Source organism: Streptomyces xanthophaeus, from assembly GCF_030440515.1.
Classification (GTDB): domain Bacteria; phylum Actinomycetota; class Actinomycetes; order Streptomycetales; family Streptomycetaceae; genus Streptomyces; species Streptomyces kutzneri.
Window position 1 is genome coordinate 1,768,104 of record NZ_CP076543.1, and the last position, 20,394, is coordinate 1,788,497.

The window sequence follows — 20,394 nt, forward strand, 5'->3', positions numbered from 1 at the left end:
CAGCCCGGCCCCCCTCGCGCAGTCGTCCCCCGCCCGGCACCATAGCCCGGCGGGGGTAACAGGGGCCATGGAACGCCGAGTTCGGCGTACGCGGGCGGATCGGGGGCCGTCGGCGGGGTACCGGGGGCGGGGGCTGTGAGCACGGACACGTCCGCCTGCCGGAACCCGGGCCGCCGCTCCCCCATCGAACGAAGAGTCTGAATGCGTCTGGGGCGGGAGTACCACATGGTCGGCAGGGTTGACGAGCGGGAACGGCGGCGGGGCCGGTCAGCCCCGCGGGGCTCCATGGTCGTCGGTCTCCTGTGCACCGTGGTCCTCGCGGGCGTCGGCTACGTCGCCTGGGAGCTGCGCGGCATCGCCGCGAACCGCGCGGACGGCGATCCGGCGCAAGGCGTCTACCAGCAGGACCCCGAGCGCGCCGACAAGACGGCGGCCTCGGTGCTGGACGGGATCGTGCGGGAGGACCCGGAGCCGCCGACGGACGGCAAGGCCTTCGCCGACGGCGGCGGCCCGGTGGACTGGCGGTACGCCGGGTGGCAGCCCTCCGACCCCCTGGAGGCCGGCCCCGCCCCGGCCGAGCCCTCCGTCGGCGCGCTCTTCTCCCCCGGCGGCGACGGCGACCCCGACCACCACTGCTCGGCCGTCGTGGTCCACTCCCCGCGGGGCGACCTGATCGCCACCGCCGCGCACTGCGTGTACGCCGGCGGCTTCCGCACCAACCTCGCCTTCGCGCCCGGCTACCGGGACGGCGTCGCCCCGTACGGCATCTGGGTGCCGACCCGGATCGACGTGGACCCGCGCTGGACGCGGGACCAGGACCCCGACCACGACATCGCCCTGGTCCGGCTGCGCCGTCCGGGCTATCCGGGGCAGCGGCTGGAGGACGTCACGGGGGCCCTGACCATGGACTTCGGGACCGAACTGCCGGCGCCCGCCCGGCTCATGGGCTACCCGAACTACGCCGAGCAGCCGCTGGAGTGCCGGAACACCGCCGTCCCGGCCGGGCCGACGCAGGTGCGCCTGGACTGCGCGGACGTGCCCAACGGCACGAGTGGCGGCCCCATGACGACCGGCCGCAGCACGCTGATCGGGGTGATCGGCGGCCGCGACGGGGGCGGGGACGAGGAGACCACGTACAGCGTCCGTTTCGGCGACAGTGCCCGCGCCCTGTACGAGCGCTCCGCCAAGTCCTGAGCTCCCGGAGGACCTTTCCGGAACATTTCTCCGGTTTCCGGGAGTTGCTAGGCTCGTCGGCACGGATTTCGGACATCAGGACGCACACCGAGACGGGACGGCACCGTGTCTCCTAAGCAGCAGCGTGGCGAGGCCACCGTCGACCTGCTCCTGACCACCGCCCTGCGGGTGTTCGCCGAGTCCGGCCAGCAGGGCTTCACCGTGAACGCGGTCGTCTCGGCCGGCGGGGTCAGCCTCGGCAGCCTCTACCACCACTTCGGCAGCTTCGACGGCCTGGCCGCCGCCCTCTACATCCGGTGCATGGACGACCTGTGCGACGCCATGATCGCCGCCCTCACCCGGTGCCGCACGGCCCGCACCGGGGTGCGTGCGTGGGTGACGGCCTACCTGGCGTTCACCCAGGAGCACCGGGACGTGGCACTGTTCCTGCACGCCTCCGCCTATTCCGGTTATCTGGTGGCCCACGCCGAGGAGATCGGCGCGGCCAAGGCGGAGAAGTTCGCGGCCATCATGCGGTGGCTGGCGGTGCGCATGGAGCGTGGCGAGATCGCCCCGCTCCCCGCGCCCGTGGTCGAGGTGCTGGTCATGGGCCCGCTCGCGGAGGCCGCCCGGCGCTGGCTGTCCAGCACCTACGAGATCGACCTCACCGAGGCCGCCCGCTACCTCCCCGACCACATCTGGCGGTCCCTGCGCCCCGAGCCCGTCTGAGTTCCCGGCCGGCCCGGCCCGGTCCCCGGCCGTGGCGGTCGATGTGGTCGTGACGGCCGCGGGTTTCTGGGTGGTTGTCCGGCTCGTCGTCGCTCATGCCGCAGATTCTGCTGTGCAGGGGGCGCTCGGGGCAGGTCCGCGCCGGGGCGCCCGGAGGCGACCCGGGGGCGGGCGGACTCACTTCTGGGCGCCCGCGCGACCCGCTCAGCGCGGCAGGGCGGCGTACGAGACCCCCGTGAGCTTCTCGGAGGCGGCCCACAGCAGCTCGCCGGAGGTGTCGTCGAGGGTCCACCCGGCCCGCCAGGACCGCGCAGGCGCCCCGCGCCAGCCGAACCGCGGGCCGATGAACGTGTCCGGCCGGACCCCGGGCGCGGTGGCCGCGTAGAGGGTGGGCAGCGCGCCCGAGGCGGTGGGCTGGGCGAGGACCGCGTTGCCGAGCGCGGCCACCCGGGAGTTGAGGGTGGGGCCCTCCAGCTTCGACGCTCCGGAGTGCAGGTTGCTGGAGGCGTAGCCGGGGTGGGCGGCGACGGCGGTGATCGGGGAGCCGGCGGCGGTGAAGCGGCGGGACAGCTCGTGGGTGAAGAGCAGGTTGGCGGTCTTGGAGCGGCCGTAGGCGATCCAGCGCCGGTAGCCGTGCTCGCCGCCCGCGTCGGCGAGGCCCGGGGCGACGAGGTCCGCGTCGGCGGGACCGATCCTCCCCAGTACGTGGAAGCCGCTGGAGACGTTGACGATCCGGGCCCCGGGGGCGGCGGCGCGCAGTCGCGGCAGCAGCAGTCCGGTCAGGGCGAAGTGCCCGAGGTGGTTGACCCCGAACTGCGTCTCGAACCCGTCGGCGGTCCGCCCGTACGGCAGGGCCATCACCCCCGCGTTGTTGACCAGCAGGTCCAGCGAGGCGTGCCGCTGTCCGTACCCGGCGGCGAACTCCCGTACGGAGGCCAGGTCGGCGAGGTCCAGCGGGAGGAACTCGGCCCGCGCGCCCGGGACTTCCGCGCGCAGCCGGATCACGGCGGCCCGGCCGCGGGCGGCGCTGCGGCAGGCCAGCACCACCGAGGCGCCGCGCCGGGCGAGCTCGCGGGCGGTGACGTAGCCGATCCCGCTGTTGGCCCCGGTCACGACGGCGCTGCGGCCGCTCTGGTCGGGGATGTGCGTCGCGTTCCAGCCCGGCATGTCGGCTCCCTCGTGAGGCAGTGGGTTACCGAGGGTAGCCCGAGGAGGTTCCGCGGGTGCCGCCGGGCCGGGGCCAGGGTGGGCAAGGGCCGGGGCCATGGCTGGGGCCAGGGCGGCGCGGGTCACGGATCCGCAGGCCAGTAGGCTGCGGGTCCGTCCTCTTTCCCCCTCCCGTCCCCGAGGAACCGCGCAGTGAGCTCCCCGCCGCCCCCCATGCCCGTGACGGTCGTCGGCCTCGGCGCGGACGGCTGGGCCGGGCTCACCGCCGCCGGCCGCTCCGCGCTGTCCTCGGCCGAGGTACTGATCGGCGGGCCGCGCCAGCTGGACCTGCTGCCGGCCGCCGAGTGCGCCGGCGAGCGGGTGGCCTGGCCGAGCCCGCTGCGGCCCGCCGTCCCGAAGCTGATGGCCGAGCACTCCGGCCGCCGGATCGCGGTGCTGGCCAGCGGTGACCCGATGTTCTACGGGATCGGCCGCGCCCTCGCCGAGGAGCTCGGGCCTCGGTCCCTGCGGGTCCACCCGCACCCCTCCTCCGTGTCCTACGCCTGCGCCCGCCTGGGCTGGCCGGTGGAGGACACCGAGGTGGTCACGGTGGTCGGCCGCCCGGTGGCCCGGCTGGCGGCATCCCTCCACGAAGGGCGCCGGGTGCTGGTGCTCAGCTCCGGAGCGGCGTCCCCGGGCGAGATCGCCGCGCTGCTGCGGGAGCGGGGCTTCGGCCCGAGCCGGATGCGGGTGCTGGAACAGCTGGGCTCCGAGCGCGAGGACACGTACGAGGGCCTCGCCGACGGCTGGGACCACGCGCCCGGCGATCCCCTGAACGTGGTCGCCGTCGACTGCCGCCGGGACCCGGCCCACGCCGCGCCGCGCCTCGGCGCGACCCCCGGCCTGCCGGACACCGCGTACGAACACGACGGGCAGCTCACCAAGCGCCACGTCCGGGCCGCGACCCTGTGCGCCCTGGCCCCGGCCCCCGGCGAGCTGCTGTGGGACATCGGCGGCGGCTCCGGCTCCATCGGCATCGAGTGGATGCGTACGCACCCCTCGTGCCGGGCGGTGGCCGTGGAGCGCGTCCCGGAGCGGGCCGCACGCATCACCCGTAACGCGACGGCGCTCGGCGTACCCGGCCTGCGCGTGGTCATCGGCGCCGCACCGCAGGCACTGGCCGGGCTGCCGGCCCCCGACGCCGTGTTCATCGGCGGCGGGCTGACCGCGCCCGGCCTGCTGGACGCGGTCTGGGACGCGCTGGCCCCCGGCGGCCGGCTGGTGGTCAACACCGTCACCCTGGAGTCGGAGGCGGTGCTCGCCGAGCGCTACCGGCGCCACGGCGGCGAACTGGTGAAGCTCGCCGTCGCGCACGCCGTGCCGGTCGGCGGCTTCACGGGCTGGCGGCAGGCGATGCCCGTCACCCAGTGGTCGGTGACGAAGCCGGACGGGACGGCCACCGGGCCGACCGGATCGACCGAGGAGAAGGATCGAACATGACCGTGTACTTCATCGGTGCGGGCCCCGGCGCCGCCGACCTCATCACGGTGCGCGGTGCCCGCACCCTGGCCGCCGCCCCCGTCTGCCTGTACGCGGGCAGCCTCGTGCCGCGCGAACTGCTGGCCGAGTGCCCGGCGGACGCCCGCCTGGTCGACACCTCGCAGCTCAACCTGGACGAGATCGTCGCCGAGTGCGTACGGGCCCACGCGGCGGGCCAGGACGTGGCGCGGCTGCACTCCGGCGACCCGTCGATCTTCAGCGCGGTCGCGGAGCAGATGCGCCGGCTCGATGCGGCCGGCATCCCCTACGAGGTCGTCCCCGGTGTCCCGGCGTTCGCCGCGGCCGCCGCCGCCCTCAAGCGGGAGCTGACCGTCCCCACCGTCGGGCAGACCGTGATCCTGACCCGGATCGCCCAGCAGGCCACCCCGATGCCGCCCGGCGAGGACCTGGCCACGCTGGGCCGCAGCGGCGCGCTGCTGGTGCTGCACCTGGCCACCCGCTATGTGGACCGGGTCGTCGACGAGCTGCTGCCGCACTACGGGGCCGAGTGCCCGGTGGCGGTCGTGGCGATGGCCAGCCGCCCCGACGAGCTGATCCTGCGCGGCACCCTGGCCGACATCGCCGCACAGGTGAAGGAGCACGGGCTGGTGCGCACCGCCGTCATCGTGGTGGGCCGCACGCTCGGCGCGGAGCAGTTCCGCGACAGCCACCTGTACTCGCCCGAGCGCGACCGGCATGTCTGCTGACGGGGCTGCGGCCCACGTCCTGATCCTGGGCGGCACGACGGAGGCCCGGCGCCTCGCGGAGGCGCTGGCCGGGGATCCCTCGTACCGGGTGACGACCTCGCTGGCGGGGCGGGTCACCTCGCCCGTGCTCCCGCCGGGCGGGACCCGCATCGGCGGCTTCGGCGGGCCCGGGGGGCTGGCGGCCTGGATCGGCTCCCACGGGGTCACCCACCTGGTCGATGCCACCCATCCCTTCGCGGAGCGGATGAGCTTCAACGCGGCCGGGGCGGCGGCGCTCACGGGCGTCCCGCTGCTGGCGCTGCGGCGCCCGGGCTGGACGCCCGGGCCGGGCGACGACTGGACCTTCGTGGACCGTCTGGAAGGGGCGGCCGACCGGCTGCCCGGCCTCGGCTCCCGCACGTTCCTGACCACCGGCCGGATGGGCCTGCACACCTTCGCGCACCTCACCGGCGTCTGGTTCCTGGTGCGTTCGGTGGACCCTCCGGCCCCGCCGGTGCCGCCGCGCCTCGAAGTACTGCTGGACCGGGGCCCGTTCACGCTGGACGACGAGCGGGAGCTGATCGCCCGGCACCGGATCGACGTCCTGGTCACCAAGGACAGCGGCGGCTCGGCCACCGCCCCCAAGCTCACCGCGGCCCGCGAGGCCGGCATCCCGGTCCTCGTGGTACGCCGCCCGGCGGTCCCGGAGGGCGTACCGGAGGCGGGCTCGGTCGAGGCCGTGCGGGACTGGCTCGGTGTGAGCCGGTAGAGAGGCTCCGGTTCCGCCCCGGGGAAAAGGAATTGCCTGCCGGGGACGGGTCACGTTGGGTGGACGGCATGACCGTGCTGCACACCGAACGCCTCGTCCTGCGCCCCTGGTGGGACTCCGACCTCGACCCCTGGGCGGCGATGAACGCCGATCCCGAGGTACGGGAGCACCTGGGCGACCTGCTCACCCGGGAGCAGAGCGAGGCCTCCATGGTGCGGTTCCGGGCCGCGTTCGACCGGCGGGGCTACGGCTGGTGGGCCGTCGAGGTCCGGGCCACGGGCGCGTTCATCGGCTTCGCGGGCATGGACGACGTGGACGACGGGATGCCGTTCACCGGTGTGGAGATCGGCTGGAGGCTCGCCCGGGCGGCCTGGGGCCAGGGCTACGCCACGGAGGCCGCGCGGGCGGTCGTCGCCCACGGCTTCGACACGCTCGGGCTCCCCGAGCTCCTCGCCGTGACGACGGCCGGCAACCTCCGCTCCCAGGCGGTGATGCGGAAGATCGGGATGACCCGGAACCCGGCCGACGACTTCGACGACCCCGACGCGCCCGAAGGGCCGCTGCGTCCGAACGTGCTGTTCCGGCTGGAGCGTGGCGCGACGGCAGCGGCGGGCGGAGCGCCGGGATCGCGCTGAGGCACCACCGGACGGGGGAAGGCCCGGTGCGCTCGTCGCACCGGGCCTTCCTCACGTTCCGTTCCGCCTCACCCGGTCATCACGGGTAGCGGCGCGGCGTCCAGGTGATCCGGGACCCGTCGGCCCGCTCGGTGACCTGCGTCTGTGAGGAGCCGATCAGCAGGATCGTGCGCATGTCGACCTCGGACGGCTCCAGTTCGGCGAGCGTGACGATCCGTACCGACTGCTCGGGGCCGCCCACGTCGCGCGCGACGACCACCGGGGTCTCGGGCGAACGCAGTTCCAGCAGCAGCTCGCGGGCCTGGGCCACCTGCCAGGTCCGGCTGCGCGAGCCGGGGTTGTACAGGGCGAGCACGAGATCGGCCGCGGCGGCCGCGCGCAGCCGCTCCGCGATGACCTCCCAGGGCTTGAGCCGGTCCGAGAGCGAAAGGGTGGCGTAGTCGTGGCCGAGCGGGGCGCCGGCCGCGGCGGCCGCCGCGTTGGCCGCGGTCACCCCCGGCAGGACCCGTACCGGCACGTCCTTGTACTCCGCCTGCCCGGACACCTCCAGGACCGCCGTGGCCATGGCGAAGACACCGGGGTCGCCGCCGGAGACCACGGCCACCCGCTTGCCGCGCCGGGCGAGGTCGAGGGCGAACTCGGCACGCTCCGACTCCACCTTGTTGTCGGAGCCGTGCCGGACCTGGCCCGGCTTGACGGGGACCCGGTCCAGGTAGGTGGTGTAGCCGACCAGGACCTCGGCGTCGGCCAGTGCGCGCCGGGTCTGCGGGGTCAGCCACAGCGGTCCGGCAGGGCCCGTGCCCACGACGACGACCTCGCCGGGGCCGGACGGCACGCTGCCCGGGTTGCCGATGCGGCTGGGGACCACGGCGACGGCGAAGTACGGCACGCTGTCGGCGTCGGTGTCGGCGAGGAGGCCGGTGCGCTCGCCCGCCATGGTGGCGCGCTCGACGTAGCGGGCCTCGGCGAGCCGGCCGCTGTTCTCCATCGCACCGCGCACGGCCGGGAAGGTCCGGCCGAGCTTCATCACGACCGCCGAGTCGGTGGCGGCGAGGCGGGCGGTGAGCTCCTCCTCGGACAGGGTGCCGGGGAGGATGGTCAGCACCTCCTCACCCTCCACGAGCGGGGTGCCGAGCCGGGCGGCGGCGGCGCTCACCGAGGTGACACCGGGAATGACCTCGGTCTCGTACCGGTCCGCGAGCCGCTTGTGCATGTGCATGTACGAGCTGTAGAAGAGCGGGTCGCCCTCCGCGAGCACGGCCACGGTCCGGCCGGCGTCCAGGTGCGCGGCCAGGCGGGCCGCGGCGGCCTCGTAGAACTCCTCCATCGCCCCCTGGTACCCGCCGGGGTGGTCGGTGGTCTCGGTGGTGACCGGGTAGACCAGCGGTTCCTCGACGTGGTCGGCGCGCAGGTGCTTCGCCGCGATCGAACGGGCGATGGAACGGCCGTGGCGGGCGCTGTGGTAGGCCACGACATCGGCTTCGGCGATGACCTCGACGGCGCGCAGGGTCATCAGCGACGGGTCGCCGGGGCCGAGCCCGACCCCGTACAGCCGCCCCTTGGCGATGTCGCTCATTCGGCCACGCTCGCAATGGCGTTGACGGCGGCGGCGGCCATCGCGCTGCCACCGCGCCGGCCGCGCACGATCAGGTGGTCGAGCCCCGAGGGATGGGCGGCGAGGGCGTCCTTGGACTCGGCGGCGCCGATGAAGCCGACGGGGACCCCGATGACGGCGGCGGGGCGCGGCGCACCCTCCTCGATCATCTCCAGCAGCCGGAACAGCGCGGTCGGCGCGTTGCCGACGGCGATGACCGAGCCCTCCAGCAGGCCGCGGTCGCGCCAGACCTCCAGGGCGGCGGCGCTGCGCGTGGTGCCCATCTTCGCGGCGAGCTCCGGTACGGCCGGGTCGGAGAGCGTGCAGATCACGTCGTTGTCGGCGGGCAGCCGCTTACGGGTGACACCGCTGGCGACCATCTGCACGTCGCACAGGATCGGCGCGCCCGCCTCCAGCGCCGCGCGGGCGCGCAGCACGACCTCGGGGGTGTACCCGAGGTCCTGCGGGAGGTCGGTCATTCCGCAGGCGTGGATCATGCGCACCGCGACCTGGGCGACCGTGTCGGGCAGCCCGGAGAGGTCCGCCTCGGCGCGGATCGTGGCAAAGGACTGGCGGTAGATGGCCGCGCCGTCCTTCTCGTACTCAAACACGGTGTACTCGCTCATTTCTTCACTACGTCGGGGTCGGTGCGGGCGTCCGCGAGTGCCGCGGCAAGTTCGGAGGGCCGTACGTCGTCGCGTACGGGACGGCCGGGCGCGGCGAGCCGGTATCCGGAGCCGGTGGCGACCAGGTCCACCCAGGCGGTGCCGCGCGGATGTCCGCAGCGGCGCTCGCAGCCGGACCAGTGCACGGGCAGCGGACCCCGAGCCCGGTCGGCGACGGCCCGCGCGTCGGCGCGTACGTCCGCGCGGGATTTCGCACAACCGGGCCGCCCGGTACAGGCGGTGACGGACTCCCAGGCGCTGCCGGGGGCGAGGATCAGCCCGGCGTCCTCGATGCGGGCGGCTCCGTGGGCGCTCGCCGCGGGCAGGATGACGCTGCGCCACGGGGTGACGCGCAGCTCGCCGCTCCCCTCGTCCGCGACCTGCGCCAGGACCCGCCACTGCGCGGAGTCGAGCCGGCCGAGCGGGGGCAGTACGCACAGGGTGGCGCGGTCCCGCCCGTCCGCGCCCGACGGCGTGGGCGGCGGCGCGTACGGCCGGTCCACGGGGCCGGCGTTCGTCGCGGGAAGCCCCGCGGCGTCGAGGCGCCGGCCGAACTCGGCGGTGTTCAGGCTGTGTTCGGCGGGCAGTTCGGCGACCCGCCAGGCCTGGGTGCCCGCTTCGGCGGCGGCGTCGAGGAAGTACCGGGCGGCCGTCAGCACCGCCCCGGGGGCATCCTGCCCGGCCAGCTCCACGGCGTCGGCGGCCCGGCCGAGCAGGACCAGCGCCCGGCCGTCGGGGCGGCCGAGGACGGTCACGTCGGGGCCGAGCGAGGCCACGTCGCCGCGCCCGTCGTCGAAGGCGAACAGGAACCGCCCGGAGAGTGCGGCCGCCCAGGGGCTCGCGCACAGCAGCCGGTCGAACTCCAAGGCCCAGGCGAGCGCGTCGGGCCGGTCCGGCCCCTCCAGGCCTGACAGGGGCGTCGCCACGATGTTCCGGACCCGTTCGTGGCTGGGCGCGGGGAGCAGCCCGGCCCCGTCCAGCAGCTCCGCGAGCCCGGCGCCGCACCCGTCGGCCAGTCCGCGCAGCTGCACGTTGCCGCGCGAGGTCAGCTCCAGGTGCCCGTCCCCGAACCGGTCGGCGGCGAGCGCCAGCGCCGAGGCCTGCCGCCTTGTGAGCAGCCCGCCCGGCAGCCGGACCCGCGCCAGGAACCCGTCGTCCGCCGCGTGCAGCCGCAGCGCGCCCGGGCAGGCGTCACCGCGCTCCCGTATGACGGGTTCGTCCCGCGACGATGCGGCGGAGGGGGGCTGGGGCATGGCCGCGAGCATACCCACGATTACGCCCCCCGGACCTGTGTCCGTCACCACCCCGACCAGCGATTCCACCCCCGCCGCCTTCCAGCCCCGCCGGCATTCGAGGCGCGGGGTCCGGGGCACAGCCCCGCCCTTCCAGCCCCGCCGGCGTTTGAGGCGCGGGGTCCGGGGCAGAGCCCCGGCAACGGCGCCGGACCCGCACCCGCACCCGCACGACCGCCACCCCAGCGGGAGCGCAACGGCACCCGGACCACACACCCGCCACCCCGGCAGACGCACTCCGCCCCTAAGATGACCTTCCGGCGGACCACACGGCCCGCCGTCGCCGAGGACGGCGACATGGGAGGAAGCCCGGTGCGATTCCGGCGCGGTCCCGCCACTGTGAACCCCGCGGAGCGATCCGGCGACCGGGGTGAGTCAGGAACTCCCGCTGTCCTCACACTGCCCGGGGCGCGGAAACCCCGAGGAAGGCCTGCCGCCGCATGATTCTGCTGCTGTCGACGTCCGACACCGATCTGCTCAGCGCCCGCGCAGCGAACACGGCGGACGCCCCCGTCCCGTACCGGTTCGCGAACCCCTCCCGTCTCCCCCTCGACGACCTCCCCGGCCTCCTCGACGGGGTCGACCTGGTCGTCGTACGCCTCCTCGGCGGCCTCCGCGCCTGGCAGGACGGCCTCGACCTGCTGCTGGCCCCGGGCCAGACCCGCCCGGTCGTGGTGCTGACCGGCGAGCAGGCGCCGGACGCGCAGCTCATGGAGGCCTCCACGGTCCCCATCGGCATCGCCGCCGAGGCGCACGGCTACCTCGCCCACGGCGGCCCGGCCAACCTGGACCAGCTGGCCCGGTTCCTCTCCGACACCATCCTGCTGACCGGCCACGGCTTCGAGCCCCCGGCCGCCTCCCCCACCTGGGGCCCGCTGGAGCGCACGCCCGGGACCACCACGGGTCCGCGGATCGCCGTGCTGTACTACCGCGCCCACCAGATGAGCGGGAACACCTCCTTCGTCCACGCCCTGTGCGACGCGATCGAGGCCCACGACGCCCAGGCGCTGCCGCTGTACGTGTCCTCCCTGCGCACCCCCGAGCCGGAGCTGATCGCGGCGCTGGAGTCGGCCGACGCGGTCGTCACCACCGTTCTCGCGGCCGGCGGCACCAAGCCCGCCACCGCCTCGGCGGGCGGCGACGACGAGTCCTGGGACGCGGGCGCGCTCGCCGGCCTCGGCGTGCCGATCCTGCAGGCCCTGTGCCTGACCGGCTCGCGCTCCGCCTGGGAGGAGAACGACGAGGGCCTCTCCCCGCTGGACGCCGCCACGCAGGTCGCGGTGCCCGAGTTCGACGGCCGTCTGATCACCGTCCCGTTCTCCTTCAAGGAGCTCGACGAGGACGGCCTGCCCGCCTACGTGGCCGACCCCGAGCGGGCCGCCCGGGTCGCGGGGATCGCCGTACGCCACGCCCGGCTGCGGCACATCGACCGCCGTGACAAGAAGGTCGCGCTGGTCCTTTCCGCGTACCCGACCAAGCACTCCCGCATCGGCAACGCGGTCGGCCTCGACACCCCGGCCAGCGCCGTGGAGCTGCTGCGCACCCTCATCGCCGGCGGCTACGACTTCGGGCCGACCGCGGACATCCCCGGTCTGGTCTCGGGCGACGGCGACGAACTGATCCGCGCCCTGATCGAGGCCGGCGGCCACGACCAGGACTGGCTGACCGAGGAGCAGCTGGCCCGCAACCCGGTCCGCATCCCGGCCGCCGACTACAAGCGGTGGTTCGCCGAGCTCCCGGCCGAGCTGCGCGACAGCGTCACCGAGCACTGGGGCGAGGCCCCGGGCAACATGTTCGTGGACCGCTCCGCGAACCCGGAGGGCGACATCGTGCTCGCGGCCCTGCGCCGCGGGAACCTCCTCATCCTCATCCAGCCGCCGCGCGGCTTCGGCGAGAACCCGATCGCGATCTACCACGACCCGGACCTGCCGCCGTCGCACCACTACCTGGCCGCGTACCGCTGGATCCAGGCGCGCGCCGAGGACGGCGGATTCGGTGCCGACGCGATGATCCACCTGGGCAAGCACGGCAACCTGGAGTGGCTGCCGGGCAAGAACGCCGGCCTCTCCGCGGCGTGCGCGCCCGACGCCGCCCTGGGCGACCTGCCCCTCATCTACCCGTTCCTGGTCAACGACCCGGGCGAGGGCACCCAGGCCAAGCGCCGCGTGCACGCCACCCTGGTCGACCACCTGGTGCCGCCGATGGCGCGCGCGGAGTCGTACGGCGACATCGCGCGCCTGGAGCAGCACCTGGACGAGTACGCCCAGATCTCGGCGATGGACCCGGCGAAGCTGCCGGCCATCCGGGCCCAGATCTGGACCCTGATCCAGGCGGCGAAGCTCGACCACGACCTCGGTCTGCAGGAGCGTCCGGACGACGACGGCTTCGACGACTTCCTGCTGCACGTCGACGGCTGGCTGTGCGAGGTCAAGGACGCCCAGATCCGCGACGGTCTGCACGTGCTCGGCGGCGCGCCGACCGGTGAGGCCCGGGTCAACCTGGTCCTCGCGATCCTGCGCGCCCGTCAGATCTGGGGCGGTACGACGGCCCTCCCGGGTCTGCGCGAGGCGCTCGGTCTGGACGAGTCCAAGGCCACCCGCACCTCGGCGGACGCCGTCGAGGAGCAGGCCCGCGCCCTGGTCCAGGCGATGGAGGACGCGAACTGGGCCCTCGACGCCGTGTCCGCGGTCGCGGCGGACCACTCGGCGGACGTCGCGGCGGTCCTGTCCTTCGCGGCCCGCGAGGTGGTCCCGCGCCTGGCCGGCACCACGGACGAGATCACCCACGTGGTCGCGGCCCTGGACGGCCGCTTCATCCCGGCGGGTCCGTCCGGCTCGCCGCTGCGCGGCCTGGTCAACGTCCTGCCGACCGGCCGCAACTTCTACTCGGTCGACCCCAAGGCCGTCCCCTCCCGCCTGGCGTGGGAGACGGGCCAGGCGCTCGCCGAGTCCCTCCTCAACCGGTACCGCACGGACAACGGCGAATGGCCGGCCTCGGTCGGCCTGTCCCTGTGGGGCACGAGCGCGATGCGCACCTCCGGCGACGACGTCGCCGAAGCCCTCTCGCTGCTGGGCATCCGCCCGGTCTGGGACGAGGCCTCGCGCCGCGTCACCGGCCTGGAGCCGATCCCGCTCGACGAGCTGGGCCGCCCGCGCATCGACGTGACGCTGCGCATCTCGGGCTTCTTCCGGGACGCGTTCCCGCACGTGATCGGCCTGCTGGACGACGCGGTACGCCTGGCGGCGTCCCTGGACGAGCCCGCGGACCAGAACTTCGTCCGGGCCCACGCCCAGGCGGATCTGGCCGAGCACGGCGACGAGCGGCGCGCGACGACCCGTATCTTCGGCTCGCGCCCGGGCACGTACGGAGCCGGCATCCTGCAGCTGATCGACTCGCGCGACTGGCGTACGGACGCCGACCTCGCGGAGGTCTACACGGTGTGGGGCGGCTACGCGTACGGCCGGGGCCTGGAAGGACGCCCCGCCCGGGACGAGATGGAGACGGCCTACAAGCGCATCACGGTCGCGGCGAAGAACACGGACACCCGCGAGCACGACATCGCGGACTCGGACGACTACTTCCAGTACCACGGCGGCATGGTGGCCACGGTCCGCGCCCTGCGCGGCACCGCCCCCGAGGCCTACATCGGTGACTCCACCCGCCCGGAGACGGTCAAGACCCGCACCCTGGTCGAGGAGACCAGCCGCGTCTTCCGCGCCCGCGTCGTGAACCCCAAGTGGATCGAGGCGATGCGCCGCCACGGGTACAAGGGCGCCTTCGAGCTCGCGGCGACGGTGGACTACCTCTTCGGCTACGATGCCACGACGGGCGTGGTCGCGGACTGGATGTACGACAAGCTCACCGAGACGTACGTCCTGGACCCGACGAACCGCGCCTTCCTGGAGGAGGCCAACCCCTGGGCCCTGCACGGCATCGCGGAGCGCCTGCTGGAGGCCGAGTCGCGCGGCATGTGGGAGAAGCCGGACCCGCAGATCCTCGAATCGCTGCGCCAGGTCTACCTGGACACGGAGGGCAACCTGGAGGGCGAGTCGGAGTAGTCCGCTCCCCCGTCACACGGGCCGTCCCCCTCACCCTGCCGAAGGGTGAGGGGGACGGCCTTCCTCATGCAGGCCCACGCGCCCCGAGCACGCGGACCTTGACCACTACGCCTTGACGGTCTGGTTCAGCGCGACCAGGGCCTGGGCCCAGCGGACGTACTTCAGCTGCCCGAAGTCGGCGACGGTCTTGACCCCGAACGCCTGGTGCAGCAGCTTGCCGTCCTCGTCGCTGACGCCCTTGAGCGCGGCGACGGGTGCCGCGAGCACCTCGGCGAGCGGCTTGTCGGCCCACGCCTTGTCGAGCACCTTGTCCAGATCGATCGCCATGAGTGTCCTTCCGGGAATATTTGCACCCTATACGCGGGCAAACCTAACCCAATCGGACAATCACCTCGCGCTGCGGCACGCCGACGGCGTGTCAGGAGATGTGCTCGACCCTCTTGCCGTCGACGAGGTACCCGGGCAGGAACGGCAGTTCCGGGTCGAGCGGGAAGCCCTGGTCGTGGGCGAGGCAGGCCATGGCGAGCGGGCCGAGCGCGACCCGGGCGCGCGGCGCCGTCGACTCGCCCCAGTAGCCGCCGTGTTCCGCGAGGGCTTCGGCGAGCACCTCACCGAAGGCCTCATGGTCCCGCGTGAAGAGGCGGTGGAAGAGCGCGACCGGCTGGTAGTCGACGCGGTTCACGAACTCGTCCGGGGAATGGGTCAGCGTCTCGGGCAGGGACGCCTGCATGGCGGCGAGCAGCTTCTCCACGACCGCGTCGCCGGAGCCGCCGGTGAGGTAGGTCTGGAGGGTGTCGATCCAGTGCAGGACGTAGGCGTCGACGGTGCCGTCCTGCCGCAGCGTCTTCATCGGGACCCCGCACAGCCGGGCCACCCGGTCGTGCGCGCGGCAGGCGAGCGCGAGGTAGACGGCGTCGAGCCAGGCGCGGGCGTCCGCGGGCGGAGCCGCGGCCGTGGCGGGCAGCCGCAGGGTGTTCTCCTCGCCCAAGTACCACTGCGCCGACTCGGCACCGGCGAACAGCGCGGATCCGAGCCGCACGGCCGTCTCCCACGCGTCCCACGTGACCACGTCGGAGGCGCTGGGGTCGGCGACGCAGCGGACGTGGGCGAGGGCCAGGGCCGAGTCGAAGGCGTCGCCCAGCCCCGACGGGTCGTGCGCGAACCGGGCCACCGACTCCACGGTCGCGCGGGTGAGGGCGGTGGGGTCCGGGACCGCACGGTCCGCGCCGGGCACGGCGATGCGGCCCGCACGGTCGAGACGGACCAGCCCCTTCAACAGTCCGAGCAGGTGCTGCGGCGGCTGCAGCGACAGCGTGCGGGTGTTCTCGTCGACGACCGTGAGCGAGGTCAGGCCGCCCCGGTGCCACCAGTACACACGCGGCGACAGGCGCCCGGGCCCGTCCTCGTAGGCGCCCAGGCCGTACATGGCCAGGTCGTTGAGGGCATCCGCCACCGAGCCGTCGGCTATCGGGTGGAAGGCCAGCAGGTGCCGTGTGGGGACGACGACGAGTGCGCCGGCGGACGGCAGCGACTCACCGGTGACCTGCCGGGCGAGTTCCCCGAGGTACAGCGCCTTGGAGGCCACGAAATGCGAGTCGCCGAAGACGGACTGCAGCGTGGCGTGCCCTTCGAGGGAGATCTCCTCGTGCGTGACGGGTACCCGCATCAGGTTGGCGTACGCCGCCTGCCCCAACTCTTCGATCCCGACGCGCTCCACGTCCTCGTCGGTGAGGGAGCGCACGCTGGTGGGCCCGTCGTAGGCGTAGGCGAAGACCAGCTCGTCGGCCACGACCCGGGCGTACCGCATGCCACCGGCGACCTCCGGGGTGATCAACCCGACGGGCAACAGCCGGGCGTGCACCCCGCGCAGCAGCTCCTCGGCACTCTCGCCGCCGTGACCGGCACTGGATTCAGGTGAGTTGTCTCGATTCACCCCTCGGACTCTACGAGACGCCCGCACACCGTCCGGCAGTCGGGCCGTGGGCCGCCGGTCCCGACGGGGGCGGCGCGCAATCGCTCGAAGGGGGCATCGACACCTGCTGGTGGTTCGAACGCCGCGCCGCCGCACGGCTCATGGGCTCCGACGGGCGGTCGCAACCGTATGCGGGCATGCGTTCCCCGGGCCCCGTGACGCCGCTCTGAGCAGCCACGTTCTGGAGGTGCGGGACGCCGACCGGGATACTGCACGAGGGCCGGCTCGTCGAGCGGGGCGGCCACGACGAACTGATGGCGCCGGGCGGCCGGTATGCCTCGATGTACGCGATGCAGGCCGGGCAGTTCGGCCACGATCCGCGGCGCCGTTCGCCTTCGATCCCCCGGCAGTCCGCCGCGCCACAGAAGGACGGCTCCGTCACCTGAAACGGACAGGTGCCCTCCCCGGTGGTGTTCGGGGAGGGCACCTGCACGTGTCTTGCCTTCAGCTTCTTCCTTCGGCGTTACCCGATGGTGAGGAAGGTGTTCCAGTTGTCCTCGTCGCGTCCGGTGGTTTCTCCGTAGGTGGTGGTGCCGCCCTTGAAGTAGTACTGGAAGCCGCTGCTCGCCTCGACACCCCAGATGTCGGGGATGCCGTCGCCGGTGGTGTCCTCGGTGCCGAGGACCTTGGGCCAGGCGCTGCGGGTCCAGGCGGTCGTGGCGTAGGTGTAGTCGACGCCGCCTTCCGCGCTCGTCGCGTACTGCAGGGAGGTCAGGTCAGCGCCTCCGTTGACGCCGGCCTTGCCCTTGCGCAGTGCCATGGTGCGGTTGGCGTTGGCGTTGTCGCGGAAGAGGAGGTCGGGAATGTTGTCGCCGGAGACGTCGCGGACGCCGACGATGTCGCGGGCGGCCCAGCCGGTGGCCATCTTTCGGTAGGAGGCGAAGCTGGATCCGGTGTAGCCGGAGAACGCCCAGAAGCCGTCGGCGTCCAGTGCGAACAGGTCGGGCAGGCCGTCGCCGTCGACGTCCTCGGTGACGACGATCTGGCGGAACGTCGCCGGGTCGGGTGCGGACGCGGGGAGCTGCATCTCGATGCGGCGGCCGGCGTCGAACTGGCCGGTGCCGGTGCCGGGGTAGATGTACAGCTTGCCGTCGGGCATCCGGGCGATCATGTCGGTGAGGCCGTCGCCGGGGTGCCAGTCGGTGGCGTGTCCGATCAGGGCGGGGACGGTGGAGGCCGGGTCCTTGAAGTGGCCGGGCGCGACGGGCTTGCCGTCCTGGACGGCGCCGGGGATGAATGCGTCGGTGTCGCCCTGGCGGTCGCCGGCGTAGGTGCGCAGGTTGCCGTCCTTGTCGACGGCGAGGAGGTCGGGGAAGCCGTCGCCGGTGACGTCGCCGGGCTTGTCGGTGCCGGTGCGGGGGGTGACGTAGAAGAGGTATTCGGTGGGGACGGAGACGTTCCCGGCCTGGTTGACGGTGCGTACGTACAGGACGTTGGGTCCGGCGGTGTCGACCTGCAGCTTGACGGAGGCGAGGCCATCGCCGGCGGGGACGGCCTTGTTGTCCCAGGTCGGCTTGTTCAGGGACCACTGGTACTCGCGGATGGTGCCGGCCGCGGTGCCGTTGGGGCGGATCTCGACGATCTGGTCGGGGGTGGAGGCGGGGTTCACGCTCCAGTCGGCGGCGTCGGGGCCGGGCAGCGGGAAGTGGGCGGAGCTGACGGCCGGGTTGGCGGGTGCGGAGTGGTCGACGGTGAAGGTGCACCATCCGCCGCCGCCGGAGTCGGCGGGTCCGGAGCCCGCGGACCACCAGCCGTCCCAGTCCTGGGTCCGTGAGAGCCAGAAGTACTTGCGGCCGGAGGTGAAGGAGGCCCAGGGGACGGACTTGGTGACCACTCCGTCGCTGTTGGGCCACAGCCATTCGTTGGCGATGTTGGTTCCGGACTCGGCGTCCCAGACCTCGATCTGGACCTGCTTGAGGTTGCCGTCCCGGTCACTGCCCTTGGCCTGGAAGGACACGTCCGTCTTGCCGATGCTGGTGCCGGTGCCGGTGGTCAGGCACGGGCCGCCCGGGGAGGTGTTCATGTTCGAGGCGACCGGGATGTCGGGCCGGGTGTTGTAGACGACCTCGATGTACGGGGCGCTCTCGCCGTTGGCGAGGATCTTCTTCCAGTAGTAGGAGTCGGACTCGTTCGGCGCCTTGAAGCCCAGTGACAGCGCACCCCAGTTGGCACTCGCGGCCTGGGTGACCAGGCCCTTGATGTCGGGGGCGACCCAGTTGTCGGGGCAGGAGGAGTTGTAGCCGTAGCCGGCCATCTCGGTGGCGACCTTGTTTCCCCACCAGTCCGTGGTGTTGTTCCACGTCGAGGACGAGGACACGAACGGGGTGGAGTAGATGTCCATGGCCTTCTGGCTGCACGACCACGAATACGTCTGCAGGGCGCGGACACTCGCCGACTGGATACCCGCGCCGTACAGCTCGGGCCCGAAATAGAAATTGAACACCGAACGGGAGGTGCCGCCGGAATCCGACTCGTACCCGACGCGGGCCTCGTTCGTGCCCGACGCGTTGTAGTTCTGGCCGTTGTAGAAGCTCGAATTACCGGCCGTCTTGTAGAGCAGTGACCAGGCGTGCTTGTGACCCTTGTACGAGGGGTCGACGAACACCGGATACACCGTGTCCGCGGCGTTCAACAGCGCGGCGTCGGGCTTCAGGGACAGGGTGCCGTCCTTGAAGGAGGCCGCGGCCACGGACAGGTGGGCGCGCTCGGCGCCGGCCAGGCCCGCAAGGCCCAGCGTCGGGTGCTGCTTCGCGGCCGCCGGGGCCTTCCAGGCGGGCACGTCGTCGGTGGTGGCGACCTTGCCCGACGAGTCCCACATCAGCGGTGACGGAGAACCCGCCACCTCCTCGCCCTTCGCATCCCGGACCGACATCGCGCCGGACCCGGCGTCGAGCTGGAACTGCAGGTCAGGGGAGGCGAGACGGTAGTTCATTTCCGCAATCAGCGGATCCGCGGCGGCCTGCTTGTCCTTGATGACCAGCAGATGCGAATAGCCGCCGTCCTGAGCCGTCATCAGCAGATCGATGCCCGGCCGCACGTTCTCGTACAGCGCCCGCGGACCGTCGATCACCGGCGCCGGCAGCACACCGGGCCAACTCACCGACATGTCATGACCGTCGACATTCAGACGCACCAGCTCGGTCCACACCTGGCCCGGCGCATCCACCGTCAGCGCGGACCGCACCACACCACGAGTGACCCGCGCCCCGTCGCTGCCGGCACTGAAGACCACGGACCCGTTCACCGCCTTCGCGGCGAACCCGCCCTCGACCCGCTGCAGATCGGTGTCGATCGCCTTCCACGCGTCACCGACCTTCGCCCGGACGGCGGAGCTGGAGATGCGCTTCTTGAACAGACCGTCCGGCTGCGCCCACGTCGTCGTGTTCGCACTCCGGTCGGCCGTCACCTCGACGTCCTTGCCCGTCTCGGCAGCCAGCTTCCGCGCCTGCGGCGCCGCCACCGGACCACTCTCCCCGCCGGACGCCTTCCCCTTCGGCTTCTCGCCCCCGCCCAGCTGCACGCCGACCGGAACCGCCACGGCGACCGCGAGCAGAGCGGCCAAGCCACCCATAGCCCTGCGGCGCCGGTACCAGCGACGCTCCGAAGCAGCAGGTGGTGTTTCTGTCACGTCTGTTGGCGGACTCGTGTCCACGGATTCGCTGACAGCCATCTCTTCTGTTCTCTCCCCCCGCGGGCGCACGCTTCCGCAACCCTCGGTACTTGCTCGTGTTTCGGCCATCGGCCCAAGAGGCTCGGGGTCCGCTCCCCCGCTCGGCCGTCACGCGATGAACGCGCGAGCTGAGCATGAGCCATACGGCGCCGATCGGCACACCACATCGCACCCCAACTGACCATCAGTTACAGCCAGTTCGGGCGAATTGCCCCAAGGTATACGGACCGTCAGGTGATTAACACCACACGGGCATGCCCGAGGTGGCTTTTAGGTCACGCCGGACCACAGAATCACGTGGCTACTAGTCAGTTTCCTGTCACGCGCGCGCCTTTGCCGCGGTGGCAGATCGTGGGGGGTTCACATGTCGCCGTTGTCGGCCGACAGTCTTCGCCTGCCCGGAATCAGAAAGGCCCGCGCGAGACGCATGGGCCTTGCCGGGCGCACCAGCATCACGGTCTCCGTG

14 protein-coding genes and 1 riboswitch are annotated in these 20,394 nt (G+C 73.1%); of the genes, 7 read left to right on the plus strand and 7 right to left on the minus strand.

Translation table 11 applies throughout. The annotated features are described in order from the left end of the window. Nucleotides 1-225 precede the first annotated feature (225 nt). Entirely contained in the window at nt 226-1,194 is a 969-nt protein-coding gene (locus KO717_RS07635; RefSeq protein WP_301365287.1) for a trypsin-like serine peptidase, read from the plus strand. 105 nt (nt 1,195-1,299) lie between these two features. Then, complete coding sequence (locus KO717_RS07640; RefSeq protein ID WP_301365289.1) at nt 1,300-1,902, plus strand: TetR/AcrR family transcriptional regulator; 603 nt, start codon at nt 1,300-1,302, stop codon at nt 1,900-1,902. A gap of 204 nt (nt 1,903-2,106) precedes the next feature. Here KO717_RS07640 and KO717_RS07645 read toward each other — a convergent pair whose 3' ends face one another. Further along, nucleotides 2,107-3,069: an oxidoreductase gene (locus tag KO717_RS07645; RefSeq protein ID WP_301365291.1), complete on the minus strand. Its 963-nt coding sequence runs from the start codon at nt 3,067-3,069 to the stop codon at nt 2,107-2,109. A 213-nt stretch (nt 3,070-3,282) separates the two neighbouring features. On the opposite strand from KO717_RS07645, the gene cbiE reads away from it, so the two are divergent. From cbiE to KO717_RS07665, 4 genes are all read left to right on the plus strand, one after another. Then, nucleotides 3,283-4,548 (plus strand): precorrin-6y C5,15-methyltransferase (decarboxylating) subunit CbiE, encoded by a 1,266-nt coding sequence (gene cbiE, locus KO717_RS07650; protein ID WP_301374406.1) that lies wholly within the window; start codon nt 3,283-3,285, stop codon nt 4,546-4,548. Beyond that, nucleotides 4,545-5,294, plus strand: coding sequence for a precorrin-4 C(11)-methyltransferase (gene cobM, locus KO717_RS07655; protein ID WP_189745866.1), 750 nt, complete (start codon nt 4,545-4,547; stop codon nt 5,292-5,294). The genes cbiE and cobM overlap by 4 nt, the downstream gene beginning before the upstream one ends. Then, complete coding sequence (locus KO717_RS07660) at nt 5,284-6,042, plus strand: cobalt-precorrin-6A reductase (RefSeq protein ID WP_301365297.1); 759 nt, start codon at nt 5,284-5,286, stop codon at nt 6,040-6,042. Before cobM ends, KO717_RS07660 begins: the two co-directional genes overlap by 11 nt. 68 nt (nt 6,043-6,110) lie before the next feature. Beyond that, entirely contained in the window at nt 6,111-6,677 is a 567-nt protein-coding gene (locus tag KO717_RS07665; protein WP_301365299.1) for a GNAT family N-acetyltransferase, read from the plus strand. Between the two features lie 79 nt (nt 6,678-6,756). Here the strand turns inward: KO717_RS07665 and KO717_RS07670 are convergent, their stop codons facing one another. The 3 genes from KO717_RS07670 to cobG are packed head-to-tail and all read right to left on the minus strand — an operon-like array spanning nt 6,757 to nt 10,189. After that, nucleotides 6,757-8,253 (minus strand): precorrin-2 C(20)-methyltransferase, encoded by a 1,497-nt coding sequence (locus tag KO717_RS07670; protein WP_301365300.1) that lies wholly within the window; start codon nt 8,251-8,253, stop codon nt 6,757-6,759. Continuing rightward, nucleotides 8,250-8,897 (minus strand): precorrin-8X methylmutase, encoded by a 648-nt coding sequence (locus KO717_RS07675; protein ID WP_030011057.1) that lies wholly within the window; start codon nt 8,895-8,897, stop codon nt 8,250-8,252. Before KO717_RS07675 ends, KO717_RS07670 begins: the two co-directional genes overlap by 4 nt. Further along, on the minus strand, nt 8,894-10,189 hold the full coding sequence (gene cobG, locus KO717_RS07680; RefSeq protein ID WP_367401513.1) for a precorrin-3B synthase: 1,296 nt from the start codon (nt 10,187-10,189) through the stop codon (nt 8,894-8,896). The genes KO717_RS07675 and cobG overlap by 4 nt, the downstream gene beginning before the upstream one ends. 319 nt (nt 10,190-10,508) lie before the next feature. After that, a riboswitch (cobalamin riboswitch) is annotated at nt 10,509-10,613 on the plus strand. A 55-nt stretch (nt 10,614-10,668) separates the two neighbouring features. Between cobG and cobN the strand changes: the two genes are divergently transcribed. Continuing rightward, the gene (gene cobN / locus KO717_RS07685) at nt 10,669-14,286 is read left to right on the plus strand and encodes a cobaltochelatase subunit CobN (RefSeq protein ID WP_301365302.1); all 3,618 of its coding nucleotides are present in this window, start codon (nt 10,669-10,671) and stop codon (nt 14,284-14,286) included. A 105-nt stretch (nt 14,287-14,391) separates the two neighbouring features. On the opposite strand, the gene KO717_RS07690 is transcribed toward cobN, so the two are convergent. From KO717_RS07690 to KO717_RS07700, 3 genes are all read right to left on the minus strand, one after another. Then, entirely contained in the window at nt 14,392-14,613 is a 222-nt protein-coding gene (locus KO717_RS07690) for a hypothetical protein (RefSeq protein WP_030715088.1), read from the minus strand. A gap of 91 nt (nt 14,614-14,704) precedes the next feature. Continuing rightward, nucleotides 14,705-16,219, minus strand: a complete 1,515-nt coding sequence (locus tag KO717_RS07695; protein WP_301365307.1) for an immunity 49 family protein — start codon at nt 16,217-16,219, stop codon at nt 14,705-14,707. Between the two features lie 502 nt (nt 16,220-16,721). Beyond that, nucleotides 16,722-19,820, minus strand: coding sequence for an FG-GAP-like repeat-containing protein (locus tag KO717_RS07700; RefSeq protein WP_301365309.1), 3,099 nt, complete (start codon nt 19,818-19,820; stop codon nt 16,722-16,724). Nucleotides 19,821-20,394: the final 574 nt, after the last annotated feature.

What these genes read in the sequence shown, in the direction of transcription:
- cbiE (WP_301374406.1), top strand. Translation starts at nt 3,283, where the DNA reads ATGCCCGTGACGGTCGTCGGCCTCGGCGCGGACGGCTGGGCCGGGCTC.
- KO717_RS07690 (WP_030715088.1), bottom strand. Translation starts at nt 14,613, where the DNA reads ATGGCGATCGATCTGGACAAGGTGCTCGACAAGGCGTGGGCCGACAAG.
- KO717_RS07670 (WP_301365300.1), bottom strand. Translation starts at nt 8,253, where the DNA reads ATGAGCGACATCGCCAAGGGGCGGCTGTACGGGGTCGGGCTCGGCCCC.
- KO717_RS07645 (WP_301365291.1), bottom strand. Translation starts at nt 3,069, where the DNA reads ATGCCGGGCTGGAACGCGACGCACATCCCCGACCAGAGCGGCCGCAGC.
- cobM (WP_189745866.1), top strand. Translation starts at nt 4,545, where the DNA reads ATGACCGTGTACTTCATCGGTGCGGGCCCCGGCGCCGCCGACCTCATC.
- KO717_RS07665 (WP_301365299.1), top strand. Translation starts at nt 6,111, where the DNA reads ATGACCGTGCTGCACACCGAACGCCTCGTCCTGCGCCCCTGGTGGGAC.
- KO717_RS07675 (WP_030011057.1), bottom strand. Translation starts at nt 8,897, where the DNA reads ATGAGCGAGTACACCGTGTTTGAGTACGAGAAGGACGGCGCGGCCATC.
- KO717_RS07660 (WP_301365297.1), top strand. Translation starts at nt 5,284, where the DNA reads ATGTCTGCTGACGGGGCTGCGGCCCACGTCCTGATCCTGGGCGGCACG.
- cobN (WP_301365302.1), top strand. Translation starts at nt 10,669, where the DNA reads ATGATTCTGCTGCTGTCGACGTCCGACACCGATCTGCTCAGCGCCCGC.
- cobG (WP_367401513.1), bottom strand. Translation starts at nt 10,189, where the DNA reads ATGCCCCAGCCCCCCTCCGCCGCATCGTCGCGGGACGAACCCGTCATA.
- KO717_RS07635 (WP_301365287.1), top strand. Translation starts at nt 226, where the DNA reads ATGGTCGGCAGGGTTGACGAGCGGGAACGGCGGCGGGGCCGGTCAGCC.